Origin of the sequence: Luteolibacter sp. Populi (assembly GCF_040801775.1) — a bacterium.
Classification (GTDB): domain Bacteria; phylum Verrucomicrobiota; class Verrucomicrobiia; order Verrucomicrobiales; family Akkermansiaceae; genus Haloferula.
Genome location: NZ_CP161812.1, coordinates 4342229 through 4355017 on the forward strand (window position 1 = coordinate 4342229; position 12789 = coordinate 4355017).

General features: G+C 63.3%; 11 protein-coding genes. All 11 read left to right on the forward strand.

From position 1 onward, the window contains the following. A complete protein-coding gene (cysW, locus tag ABWK72_RS17730) occupies nucleotides 1-840 on the forward strand; it encodes a sulfate ABC transporter permease subunit CysW (protein WP_367870904.1) in 840 nt (279 codons plus the stop codon). A gap of 28 nt (nucleotides 841-868) precedes the next feature. Next, nucleotides 869-1900, forward strand: a complete 1032-nt coding sequence (locus tag ABWK72_RS17735; RefSeq protein WP_367870905.1) for a sulfate/molybdate ABC transporter ATP-binding protein — start codon at nucleotides 869-871, stop codon at nucleotides 1898-1900. Nucleotides 1901-2502: 602 nt separating this feature from the next. Further along, nucleotides 2503-3564, forward strand: coding sequence for a hypothetical protein (locus ABWK72_RS17740; protein ID WP_367870906.1), 1062 nt, complete (start codon nucleotides 2503-2505; stop codon nucleotides 3562-3564). Between the two features lie 62 nt (nucleotides 3565-3626). After that, nucleotides 3627-5072: a hypothetical protein gene (locus ABWK72_RS17745; RefSeq protein WP_367870907.1), complete on the forward strand. Its 1446-nt coding sequence runs from the start codon at nucleotides 3627-3629 to the stop codon at nucleotides 5070-5072. A gap of 238 nt (nucleotides 5073-5310) precedes the next feature. Next, entirely contained in the window at nucleotides 5311-6912 is a 1602-nt protein-coding gene (locus ABWK72_RS17750) for a ShlB/FhaC/HecB family hemolysin secretion/activation protein (protein ID WP_367870908.1), read from the forward strand. A gap of 14 nt (nucleotides 6913-6926) precedes the next feature. Beyond that, the gene (locus ABWK72_RS17755; protein WP_367870909.1) at nucleotides 6927-8762 is read left to right on the forward strand and encodes a DUF2341 domain-containing protein; all 1836 of its coding nucleotides are present in this window, start codon (nucleotides 6927-6929) and stop codon (nucleotides 8760-8762) included. 15 nt (nucleotides 8763-8777) lie between these two features. Next, on the forward strand, nucleotides 8778-9179 hold the full coding sequence (locus ABWK72_RS17760; protein WP_367870910.1) for an ExbD/TolR family protein: 402 nt from the start codon (nucleotides 8778-8780) through the stop codon (nucleotides 9177-9179). Nucleotides 9180-9224: 45 nt separating this feature from the next. Next, nucleotides 9225-9623 carry an ExbD/TolR family protein gene (locus ABWK72_RS17765; RefSeq protein WP_367870911.1) on the forward strand — a complete coding sequence of 133 codons (399 nt, stop codon included), beginning with the start codon at nucleotides 9225-9227 and terminating at the stop codon, nucleotides 9621-9623. 6 nt (nucleotides 9624-9629) lie between these two features. Continuing rightward, nucleotides 9630-10325 (forward strand): hypothetical protein, encoded by a 696-nt coding sequence (locus tag ABWK72_RS17770; RefSeq protein WP_367870912.1) that lies wholly within the window; start codon nucleotides 9630-9632, stop codon nucleotides 10323-10325. Between the two features lie 29 nt (nucleotides 10326-10354). Next, the gene (locus ABWK72_RS17775; RefSeq protein ID WP_367870913.1) at nucleotides 10355-12142 is read left to right on the forward strand and encodes a putative porin; all 1788 of its coding nucleotides are present in this window, start codon (nucleotides 10355-10357) and stop codon (nucleotides 12140-12142) included. 1 nt (nucleotide 12143) lies between these two features. Then, nucleotides 12144-12788, forward strand: coding sequence for a phage major capsid protein (locus tag ABWK72_RS17780; protein ID WP_367870914.1), 645 nt, complete (start codon nucleotides 12144-12146; stop codon nucleotides 12786-12788). The last annotated feature ends 1 nt before the right edge of the window (nucleotide 12789 follow it).

A 12789-nucleotide genomic window follows, 5' to 3' on the forward strand; every position in this document is an offset into this window, starting at 1 on the left:
ATGGCCCATCGTCCTGTCACTACCGAATCCGCGCCGGTGCGCTGGCTGCTCATCGGCCTGGCCGTGATCGTGCTTTCGCTGTTCCTGCTGCTGCCTTTGATCGCGGTCTTCGTGGAGGCCTTCCGCCGCGGCTGGGATGTGGTGGTCGCCTCGATGAGCGAGGATGCCGCGCTTTCCGCGATCAAGATGACCCTGCTGGCAGCAGGCATCTCCGTGCCGCTCAACACCACCTTCGGCATCGCCGCGGCCTGGCTGATCACGAAGTTCCGCTTCAGGGGGCGCTCGTTTCTCATTACCCTGATCGACCTGCCCTTCGCGGTCTCGCCGGTGATCGCCGGGCTGGTCTTCGTCCTGCTGTTCGGGGCGAAGGGCTGGTTCGGGCCCTGGCTGATGGAGCATGACCTGCAGATCATCTTCGCGCTGCCGGGCATCGTGCTGGCGACCGTCTTCGTGACCTTTCCCTTCGTGGCCCGCGAGCTGATTCCGCTGATGGAAAGCCAGGGCAGTGACCAGGAGGAAGCCGCCGTCACGCTCGGCGCGAGCGGCTGGCAGATCTTCCGCCGGGTCACGATTCCGAATATCAAGTGGGGCCTGCTCTACGGCGTGCTGCTCTGCAATGCACGCGCGATGGGCGAGTTCGGCGCGGTCTCGGTGGTATCCGGCCACACCCGCGGCAAGACCAACACGCTGCCGCTCCACGTGGAGATCCTCTACAACGAATATCAATTCAGCGCCGCCTTCGCCTGCGCCGCGCTGCTCGCCTTGCTCGCGCTGGTCACGCTCGGCCTGAAGACCGCGGTGGAACATTTCACCGGTCACTCCGCCAAGGGGCGGCACTAACAGCTCATTCCCAGAGACTCTCCTTCCGATGTCCGTCTCCATTCAATCGATTCACAAGACCTTCGGCACCTACACCGCTCTCGACGACGTGTCGCTCGAAGTGCCGGACGGTTCCCTCACCGCGTTGCTCGGACCTTCCGGTTCCGGCAAGACCACCCTGCTGCGGATCGTGGCGGGGCTGGAGTTCGCCGATCCGCAGAGCGGCCGGGTGCTCTTCCATGGCGAGGATGTGACGGACGTGCCCGCGGGCAAGCGTGGCGTCGGCTTCGTTTTCCAGCACTATGCGCTCTTCAAGCACATGACGATCGCGGAGAATATCGCGTTCGGCCTGACGGTTTTGCCTGGGGCCGCGAGACCGGCGAAGAGCGAGATCGCCGCCCGGGTGAAGGACCTGCTGCACCTGGTGAAGCTGGACGGCCTCGACAAGCGCCGCCCGCACGAACTCTCCGGCGGCCAGCGCCAGCGCGTCGCCCTGGCCCGCGCGCTCGCCATCCGGCCGAAGGTGCTGCTGCTCGACGAGCCTTTCGGCGCGCTCGATGCGCAGGTGCGGAAAGACCTGCGCCGCTGGCTGCGCCAGTTCCACGATGAGATCGGCCTGACCACGCTCTTCGTCACCCATGACCAGGAGGAGGCGCTCGAGCTGGCCGACGAGGTGGTGGTGATGCGGAATGCCCGCATCGAACAGACCGGGGCGCCGCAGGGGATCTACGATGAACCCCGTACTTCCTTCGTGTATGAATTCCTGGGCGAGGTGAACAAGCTCGACGACGGCCGCTACGTGCGGCCGCACGAGATCGAGCTACGCTTCGCCGCGGAAGAGGGGGTTCACCTGGCCGGTCGCGTCAGCCACATGTTTGTCGCCGGTCCCTTCGCGCGCTTGAGCGTGGTGCCGGAGAAAGGCAGCCGCCGAGAGATCGAGGTCTGGGCGACGCGCGAGCAGGTGGATGAAATGGCCTTGTCCAACGGTGACATCGTCGGCCTGCGCTTCCCCGAGCCGAAAGCCTCCCAGCGCCCGCGCAAGACGGGTGAGAAAGAGGACCCGAGCGACCACTCGATCTGAGGAGTGAAGTGATCTGCAGGGCCTTTTGAGGGGTGTGGAAACTTTTCGTTCCGAATCCTCTTGCAAATCTCCCTCCTCAAGTATGAATTCCGTCCGCGGCTTCAAGCCGTCCCCGTTTACCCTACCAAAGGGCGATGGGAATCGAAGGTGACCCCTAACCCGGGGAGCCGGCACAGCACATAAGGAAGGAATGCCCGCGATCACGCGGCCTCCGGTCCTGACCGAAAAACCGGCATCACGAGGTGCCGCAAGCCCAAGATCCGGAAGCAGGCAGCTCCTGCGGCCCTTTCGCGATCCTGACCTTGTCCCAAGCTGCAACCAACGATTCCTCGCACATGACTGACTCCCATCCAAGGACCGCCTTGTCAGGCGGATCCACGTTTTCCCTCCCGCGGTCTGCCACCGGCTGTTGTTGCTGAGTCGCGAACTCCGGCCCTCGGCTCTCCTTCCTTTGTCGAGCTGCGAAAGGCTCCTCATCGCGCCCCATGCCGGGCGCTTGGAATCACGGAGCCAATAAGGGCCGACCCACCTGACCGATTCCCCAATCCCATCGATTCATGAACTTCTTTAATCATACTAAACAGACTACTATCAGAAAGGCGTTGCCGATTGGTGCGCTGAGCCTGCTGGCGGGCATCCTCGCCCCGCTGGCCCATTCCGCCCAAGTGGTGCAAGCCGGGCCGAGCGACGTCATCCTGGCCTTCCGGCATACCGGCAGCCTGTCCTCGACCGGCTCTTATCTCGTCGATGCGGGGCCGGTATCGCAATTTCTCAATGCCAGCCCGGGATCGACCACCGTCGTGGCTCAGCTTGGCCCGCTCAGTGCCGATCTGGAAGCCTACGACTCCACCACGGTGGAGGGAGATCCGCTGCCGTGGCACGCGAGCAAGTTCGTGGTGTGGTCCGCCTTTGGCGTGAATTTCACCGATAACCAAGCGGTCTACATTTCCCGCCCGCGGCCCTCGATCGCGGTGAAGAGCGATCCTTACGGGCCCCGCAACGGCTACCAGCAGCTCACCGCCTACGGTGAAATCACCTCGGTAATCACGCAGGGTTACAACGTGCTGACCGCCTCGCCTGGAAATCCCCGCGGCTCTTTCCAGACCACGGTTTCCTCGCCCGCCCCGAGCTACCTCGCCCAAGTCGCCACGAACGGTCAATCGGACTTCGGCACCTGGCCGAATATCGAGAAGGACTTCAACAATGGTGCCGCGGCATCCGCACTCGACTTCTACGTCCACCGCAAGGGTGCCGCCATTTCGGATTTCGGGACGGTCGGTTACCTCGGCTACTTCACGATCAGCCAATCCGGCGTGGTGAGCTTCACCGCGAATGCAGTGGATCCCTTCACCATCGATAGCGATGGCGACGGTTCCAGCGATGGGGACGAGGAAGTGGCCGGCACGAATCCGCTGAACGCCACTTCGTTCTTCAAGCTGGCGCTACCCGTGGTGGTGCAGGGCACGTCCACGACCTTCACGCTGCCGACGATCGCCTCGCGGAAGTACGTGATCGAATACAACGACGATCTGGCCGGGGCATGGGAAGAAGTCCACGTGCACCTTTCGGGTGCCGGTGCGACGCCGCTCAACTTCGTCGATACCGCTCCGGCCCGGATCAACCAGAACCATGGCTTCTATCGAGCCAAAGTGACCCTGCCCTGAAGCCTCCCCTTATCTCTGATCCAATCCATCAGTCTTCTTTTCAAATCCATTTCTCTCATTTCATGAAACTTTCCCAATCCGCATTCCTCGGCCTTGTCGCCATCGTCTCCACCGGGGCCGCCAACGCCCAGATCACGATCCGCTTCGCCGCCTCGAACGGCGACCGCAACGCGACCCAGGTGGCCATCAGCAAAGTCCTGACCAACTGGAGCTACCAAGGGCTCGGCGGGGTCGCCACCGGTCTCGGGGGCAGCGGCCAGGCACCTAGCGACACTTTCCGGACCTCGAACTTCGGGACTTGGAACGGCACTTACGACGGCAAGAACGTTATCATCAAGACCAACTTCGCCGGAGCCCTCGCCGGCATCGCCGCGGTAGCCAACCCGGACAGCGTGGTCCGCTTCGACCCGAGCAATGGCCTTGGCGGCACGCAAATCACAGTCAACCCGCTGGAAGCGACCCTTCCCGGCGACTTCTCGACCGGTAAGGTGGACTTCGGGCTTTCCACCAACTTCCAGTCCACCTCGCCTTTCTCCGGTACCTACGAGAATATCCCCTATAACACGGTCAAGGAGATCCCGGTGGGCATCTCGCAGCTGGGATTCTACGGCAGCCCGGGCATTCCGATCGATAGCATCACGACCCAACAGGCCCGCCTTCTCTACGATACCGGAGCTATCCCGCTGGCCTTGATCACCGGCAATTGGGCGGCGGACGCCAAGAAGTACATCTACGCCCTGGGCCGTAATACGGATGCCGGCCAGCGCTTCAGCGCGCAGAATGAAATCGGCCGCGATGGTCTGGGCTCGCAAGGCGCCTGGGAGCCTACACCGGCTCCGTCCGCAGGTGGCGCTGCCAACGCCCCGCTCGTTGCGGACCCGGCCAACCCGGGTCAGTTCATAACGAACGGCGCCTACGATCCGACCAAATCCTTTGTGATCGGTAGCAGCAGCCCTCTCGGCGGCATCGTGAGCGACCATCGCGTCTGGAATGGCGGCGTGCCTCAAACCATTTCCGGCATTCGCTCCACCCAAGGTTACAACAGCGGCGCGAACATCGCGATCGCCCTGACCTACAAGCTGGGTGAGGCGGCCTACAAGAAGGTGGACCCCGCGGCCACGGCCGGCTGGTATGTCGGCTACATCACCCCCGGTGATGCGAATGTCACGGTGCTCGGCAACGGTCAGGGTGTCCAGCGGCCTGCCGATAGCAAGGGGGTGGCCCTCAAGTTCAACGGGGTTGAGAACACGGCGGCGAACGTGAAGAGCGGCAGATACACCCTCTGGCTCTACAACCGCATCATCACTCCTCTCGATGGCGTGGCGGACAAGGAAGACCCGGGCGAAACTGAAGGCTTCCGCCAGAACTTCGTGAACTCCCTGAGAGACCAGATCAAGCTCGAGGTGTCCACCCAGCAGGGTATCTCCCTGACCGATCCGGATCTTAAGGTCTTCCGCACCGAAGACGGCGGCCCGGTCATTCCAGGCACCTTGCCCACGGGGGATTGATCTCCAATTGAACGCTCCACCCGGGGCAAGCCCGCAAAGGCTTGCCCCGGCCCCGCTCCCGGAACCCGATCTCCATTCCGCAATCCACTTCGCGCCTTCTCCGGCGCCCCGCCGCCTCACCGTCCAAGTCTTACCCGCGGGCAGGAATCCCGCCGCACTCAGAACCAGGGTCGAGTCTCTCCCGACAGACCTCCGGTTCGCGGCCTCCGAGCTTCGGGCGGAACCATGACGCCACTTCGTGAAATCGCTCCATCATCCCCCTGGTGCCCCGCGGCTCGCCTTCAGCGGCAAGCTCGCGTTGTTGCTTGCCGCCCTGTTGGCAGGCGGTAGCTCCGCGTATTCGCAGGCCACGCCCACGCTCTTCATCCGCGAGTACCGGGTGCAGGGTTCGACCGTGCTGTCGGCGCTGGAGATCGAGGAGGCGGTCTACCCTTTTCTCGGTCCGGGTCGAACGGTCGATGATGTTGATCAAGCGCGGGCTGCCTTGGAGAAGGCCTTCCGCGACAAAGGTTTTCAGACCGTCTCGGTGCTCATTCCAAACCAGGACCCCCGCACCGGAGTGATCCGCTTGGAAGTGGTCGAAGGCAAAATCGGGCGGCTACGCGTGAATGGCGCACGCTACTTCCTGCCGAGCCGGATCAAGGACGAAGCACCATCGCTGGCGGAAGGATCCGTGCCCGATTTCAACAAGGTGAAGGAGGAGATCCTGGCGCTTAACCGGCTGCCGGATCGCCAGGTGAAACCGGAGCTGCGCCCGGGAGCCGAGCCCGGCACCTACGATGTGGACCTCAATGTCGAGGACAAGTCGCCGCTGCACGCTTCGCTTGAGTTGAACAACCGTTACAGCGCGAACACCACGCCGCTGCGTCTGAATGCCGCGATCAGCTACGCGAACCTCTTCCAACTCGGCCACACCCTCGGGGTGAATTTCCAGATCGCGCCGGAGCGGGCGGACGATGCGCTGGTCTACTCCGCGAACTACATGTTCCGTGTTTCAGACGGCATCAGCCTGATGTTCCAGGGCACGAAGCAGGACAGCGATATCTCGACGCTCGGAGGCTCGGCGGTCGTGGGCCAAGGCGAGATCATCGGGCTGCGGGCGCTCTTCGACTTGCCAGCTTCCGGATCCTTCAGCCAGAGCTTCAGTCTCGGCATGGACTACAAGTCGTTGGACGAGGAGACCTTCTTCGGTGCCCCGGTCACCACTTCGATCGACTACTATCCGATCAGTGCCAACTACGGCGCCTCATGGGTCAAGCCGAACTCCTTCACGGAAGCGAATGCCTCGCTGAATTTCCACCTCCGCGGCATGGGCAGTAGTTCGCGGGAATTCAATGATAAGCGCTACAAAGCGGACGGCAGCTACATCTACCTGCGCGGCGATGTTTCGCACACGCGGGATCTGAAGGATGGCTCGCAGCTTTTTGCCAAGGTCCAGGGTCAGCTTTCCAGCCAGCCGCTGATCAATAGCGAGCAGTACAGCGGCGGCGGACTCGGCAATGCCCGCGGTTACCTCGAGGCCACCGCGCTCGGTGACAATGGCGTCTTCGCCACCGCGGAGTATCGCAGCCCTTCCTTCATCGGCAAGAAGGACGCCGATGGCAAACAGGCCGACGAGTGGCGGCTGCATGCCTTCGTCGATGGCGGCACGCTCACGGTGCTGAAGCCGCTGCCGGGGCAAAAGTCCTTCTACAATTTCCTCAGTGCCGGTGCGGGAACCCGCTTCCGCTTCCGCGAGCACTACAATGGTTCGCTCGATCTCGCGGTGCCCTTCAACACCCAAGCCGAGGCAAACTCGGGCGATGTCCGCATCACCTTCCGCGGCTGGGCCGAGTTCTAACAAATCCTCTCGCAATGTACCGTTACAAGACGCTCATTCTCGCCGCGACCGGCATCCTCGCGGTTCCATCGCTCCATGCCGCCGATTGGTGGAACAAGGAGTGGACCCATCGCCAGCAGCTCACCCTGAACACGGGCAGCGACGGCGCGAACCTCTCCTCGCCGCTCGATGGCGCGGCCGTTCTCGTCCGCCTCCACGATGGCAATTTCCAGTTTGCGGCCACCGCTTCGGATGGCTCGGACCTGCGCTTCATCGGCGCGGATGGGAAGATCCTCCCGCACCAGGTGGAGAAGTACGATAGCCTCGTGAATGAGGCCTTCGTCTGGGTGAAGGCTCCCACCATCGCTGCGAATGGCCAGACAAAGCTCCATCTCTACTACGGCAGCGCGAATCCCGTCGCGGTGCCATCGCCCGATCCTGCGGAGGTTTATGATGCGGCCCTCGTCTACCACTTCGCGGGCAGCAGCGCCACGGACTCAACGTCGAACGCGAACAACTCCGATTCCCCGTTGGCCGCGTCGGAGGGTGCCATCATCGGCAGCGGCGCGCGCCTGCTCGGCGGGGATACGGTGAGCATCGCCGCGACGTCCTCGCTCGATTGGAGTGGCGGCTTCACCTGGTCCGCATGGATCAAGCCTTCCGCCTTGCAGGCGGGTGCCGTCGTCTTCAGCCGCGGTGAGGGGTCGTTCAAGATCCTCCTCGATCAAGGCGTGCCATTCGTGGAGGCAGGCGGGCTGCGAAGCTCTGCGGGGACACCGGTCACGGCTGACACCTGGACTCACCTTGCCGTCGCGGGTGAGCCGGGAAAGCTCACGCTTTACGTCAATGGCAGTGCTGCTTCGCAACTCGCTGCGGCTTTGCCAAGTGCGGCCGGAGTTCTTGAGCTGGGTGGTTTCAAAGATGCGCCCCGTTTCGTCGGCGAGGTCGACGAACTGGAAATTTCAAAGGTCGTGCGATCCGCGGATTGGATCAAGTTCGCCGCGCTGAGCCAGGGCGCTAGCGATGCCGCGCAGCGTGCCGTTTCGCTGGGCGAGACGGAGTCCGCGGAAGGCGGCGGTGGTCATGGCGGCGCGATGGAGCACGTCATGCTCTTCGGCGACATCGCGGGCAACATGATGTTCGACGGCTGGATCGCCATCGGTGTCTGCGTGATCATGATCATCGTCGGCTGGGCCGTCGCGATCCAGAAGTTCAACTACCTCAACTCGATCCAGAAGGGCACGAGGGAATTCCTGCGGCAGTGGAAGCAGATGTCGTCGGATCTCACCGCGATCGACCACAGCGACGACGCCAGCGTGAAGAGCCTCGGCGGGAACGCGGATTCCAAGCTGCAATCGGTGATCGAGAAGTCGCCGCTCTATCAGATCTATCACATCGGGTCGGTCGAGATCCGGCATCGCCTGGAACGAGACAAGGAGCGGACCAAGGGCCTGTCCGGTCGCTCGATCGCGGCGATCCGCGCGGCGCTGGACGGCGGCCTGGTGCACGAGACCCATAAGCTGACGAAGGGCCTGGTCTTCCTCACCATCAGCATCGCCGGCGGCCCCTATGTGGGTCTGCTGGGTACGGTGGTGGGTGTGATGATCACCTTCGCCATCATTGCGAAGAGCGGCGAGGTGGATGTGAACTCGATCGCGCCCGGCATCGCCTCGGCGCTGCTCGCCACCGTCGTCGGCCTGCTGGTCGCGATCCCGGCGCTCTTCATCTACAGCTACCTGAATAGCCGCATCAAGGAGACCACCAGCGGTATGCAGGTCTTCATCGACGAGTTCGTGGCCAAGATGGCCGAGTTCTATCCGCCGGCAGGGGAGGTTTCTCCCTATGCCCAACAGCCCGGTCCCAAGCACTGATCACCCGGTACTGCTATGGCATCCGCAGACGACAAGAATTACGACGATATCAATGTCACGCCGATGGTGGACCTCTACCTCGTGCTGCTGTTGATCTTCATCATCATGACCACTGCGGGCGTGCAGGGGATGAAGGTGGAACTGCCCAAGGCGAGCAAGGGTGCCGTCTCCGAGCTTGGGGTCCCGAAGATGCAGGCCATCACGATCAACAACCAGGGCAAGATCGCCCTCAATACCGTGCCGGTCACCCTCGCCCAATTGGAGGCCAAGCTAGGCCCCTTGAAGGCCGCCCACAAGGACCTGCCCGTCGTGATCCGCGGCGACCGCCAGAGCCAGTACCAGGGCATCATGGACGTGCTCGATGCGCTCGGCCGCGTCGGCGTCGACAACATCGGAATGGCCACGAGCACGAAGTGAAAGCTCAAATCTGAAATCTCAAATTTGAAATCCTCCTAACCCGCCATGGCCTCCGAGAACTACGACGATATCAACGTCACGCCGATGGTGGACCTCTACCTGGTGCTGCTGCTGATCTTCATCATCATGACCACCGCCTCGGTGCAGGGCGTGAAGGTGGACCTGCCGCGTGCCAGCAAGAGCGCCGCGAAGCCGAACCCGAGCGCGCCGAAGTTGCAGGCCATCGTGATCGATAATGGCGGCAAGATCAAACTGAACAACGAAGTGGTCACCTTCGCCCAGCTTCAGGCCAAGCTGAGCGCCGCACGTGCGGCTTCCGCGGAGGTGCCCGCCGTTATCCGTGGAGACCGCAAGACGCAGTACCAAACGATCATGGATGTGCTCGATCTCCTGGGTCGGCTCAAGATCACCAAGATCGGCCTCGCTACCCAACCCGCGAAATAAAGTACGATGGACACCGTGGATTACGAAGGGGAGGGGAGGGCCAAGCACCGCTTGATCGGAGCTGCCGTGTCCCTGCTGCTCGCAGGGATCGCGACTTCGTCCTTATTGGCGGGCTGCAACAAGGCCGCCCCGAAGAAGCCGAAGGGGGAGGAGCGGATCCCGATCTCGGTGCCGCCACCCATGCCGCCCCCACCCCCGCCGCCGCAACCGAAGGAAGAGCCGCCGGAGCCGCCGGAGCAGAAGGAAATGATCGAGGAGATGGTCGAGACGCCGAATGATCCCGAGCCACCATCGCCCGCGGAACCGCCCGCACTCGGCACTGGCTTGGTCGGCGATGGCCCCAATGGTTTCGGCCTCGGCTCGAAGGGCGATGGCGGCGGCAACGGTCGTCCCGGCGGCGGTGTCCAGACCAGCGGCACGCGCTTCCGCGCCTACGGCAAGTCGGTGGAAAGCACCGTCCAAGACGCGCTAAGAGCGGACCCCAAGCTGAGCAAGGCGAGCCTCAATGGCGAACTCCTCGTGTGGATCGATCGCACCACCGGTCGCACCATCCGCGCCAAGCTCATCCGCTCGAACGACACGTCCGAGTCGATAGAAGCCGCCCGCCTCGCCGCCACCGGCCTCCTGATCTCCGGCAGCCCGCCTGCCGATATGCCCCTGCCCGTACGGCTCAAGATTAACATCCGCCCCCCCGCGCTATGAGCGCTCTTTTCCGAATAGCCATGCACACCATGCACGCTTCCCGTTCCATTGCCACGCTACTCGCCGGCACCGCTATCGTTTCCGCCCAGGAGAATCTCACGCCGGTTCCGGTGCCTGCCGATCCGCCTACCTTGGAGGAGATGATGGACCCGAATCTCGGCGTTCCGCAGCCACCTCCTCCACCGCCGCCGCAGCAACAGTTGCCTTCGCCCTCGCAGAACATGGCCGTGAACCTGGTCGTGCTGCTGGTGAAGAAGGGCCAGCTCAGCCAGGAGGAAGGCCTCGCCTTGATCCAGCAGGCGGAGGCCGAAGCCCACGCCGCCCAGGCTGCCGCCGCCGTGCCGCCGCCGCCCGTGAAGGACGGAGACGTCCGCGTGAACTACGTCCCGCAAACCGTCCGCAATGGCATCCGCGATGAGATCAAGCAAGAGCTGATGGCCGAAGTGCGCGATGAGAAATGGAGCAGGCCCGCCGCTCCCGAGTGGACCGAGCGGATCCGTCCCTTCGGCGATATCCGGGGCAGATACGAGGGCATCTTCTTCGGCGATGGCAATGACAACACCGGTTCCTTCCCGAACTTCAACGCGATCAACACCGGCGCGCCCTTCGATACCTCCGGCACGCTCTTCTCGCCGCAATACAACGTTGACCAAGACCGCAACCGGGCCCGGCTGCGGGTCCGCCTCGGTGCCGACCTGATGCTTGGCGATGGCTTCACCGGCGGCATCCGCGTCGCGACCGGCGATAGCAACTCGCCGGTCTCTCCGAACCAATCGCTCGGCGGCTCCGGCGGCAATTTCTCGAAGTACTCGATTTGGCTCGATCGCGCTTTCCTCGCCTACGACGTGCTCCCGAGCGAGGAGAACGAGTTCTCTGTCCTGGTGGGCCGCTTCGACAATCCCTTCTTCTCCAGCGAGGTGATGTGGGACGATGACATCGGTTTCGACGGCCTCGCCGCGCGCGGTAAGTATAAGCTGAACGACCAGCTCACCGTCTTCGGTGCCGGCGGCTTGTTCCCGGTTTACAATACCGACTTCAATTTCGCTTCGAACCAGCCCTCGAAGTTCGAGAGCAAGGACAAGTGGCTTTACGGCGCGCAGGCCGGGCTCGAATGGAAGATCACCAAGGACCTCATCGCGAAGTTCGGCACCGCCTACTATGACTTCGATGGCATCGAGGGCGAGCTCTCCACGCCCTTCGTGCCGCTCAATCCGACCGACGCCGGCAATACCGATGCCACCCGGCCCTCCTTCGCGCAGCGCGGCAATACCTACATGGCCTTGCGGAACATCATTCCCACCGCCGCGAACGACTTCGGCACCAAGTATCAGTATCAATACTACGGTCTCGCCACGCCCTTTCGCGTGCTGACCGCCACCGGCCGCCTCGACTACGCTGCCTACGATCCGATCCAGTTCGCGCTCACCGGGGAATACATGAAGAACCTCGCCTTCGATGCCGCTGAGATCGGCGCGAAAGCCGTAAACAACCGCGTCGGGCCCAGGCTCGGTTCCTTCGATGGTGGCGACACCGCGTGGAACCTCGCCTTCCAGTTCGGCCGCACCGCCCTCGCCGAGCGCGGCGATTGGGTCGCCGGCATCGGCTACCGCTACGTCGAATCGGACGCGGTCGTGGACGGCTTCACCGACTCCGACTTCGGCGGCGGCGGCACCAACCTGCAAGGCTTCACCCTCGGCGGCGTCATGGCCGTCTCGCCCCGCGTCCGCGTCGGTCTGAAGTGGATGAGTTCGGACGAAGTCTCCGGCCCGCCGCTCAGCACCGATACCCTCCAATTCGATATCAACGCGAAATTCTAACATGAAGATCTTCGCTCTCACATCCGCTGTCTTCCTCCTGCCCTTCGCCGTCCGTGCCCAGGACGATGGCACCGCGCGCCTTCGCGAGGCGCTGAAGGACGTGACCCTCCAGCTCCGCACCGCCCAGGGCGAGACCGCCACGGCGCAGGCCGCGGCCATCGCCGCCGAGCAGAAGACCAAGGGTCTCGAAACCAAGCTCGCCGATCTGGAGAAGCGCAACGCCGCGCTGGCCAAGCAATCCAACGACGACAAGGCCGCATCCGAGAAGACCATCGCCGGTTTGAACAACCGCCTCGCCGAACGCGAAAAGCGCCTCGTGGAATACATCGCCGCGCTCGACAAATGGAAGGCCGGCTACGAGGCGCTCGCCGGTGCCGCGCGGGCCAAGGAGGCCGAGGGCGCGAAGTTCGCCGACGAAGCGATCGCCCTCAAGCGCACCGTCGCCGACCGCGAGCGCAAGAACATCGCGCTCTTCAATCTCTCCACCGAGATCCTCGACCGCTACGAGGGCTATGCTCTCGGGAAATCGCTCGTCGCCAAGGAGCCCTTCATCGGCACCGCCCGCGTGCAGGCCGAGAACCTCGTCCAAGGCTATCGCGGCAAGATCCTCGACAACCGCCTGAACGCCCCGGCCACCAAACCCTGAA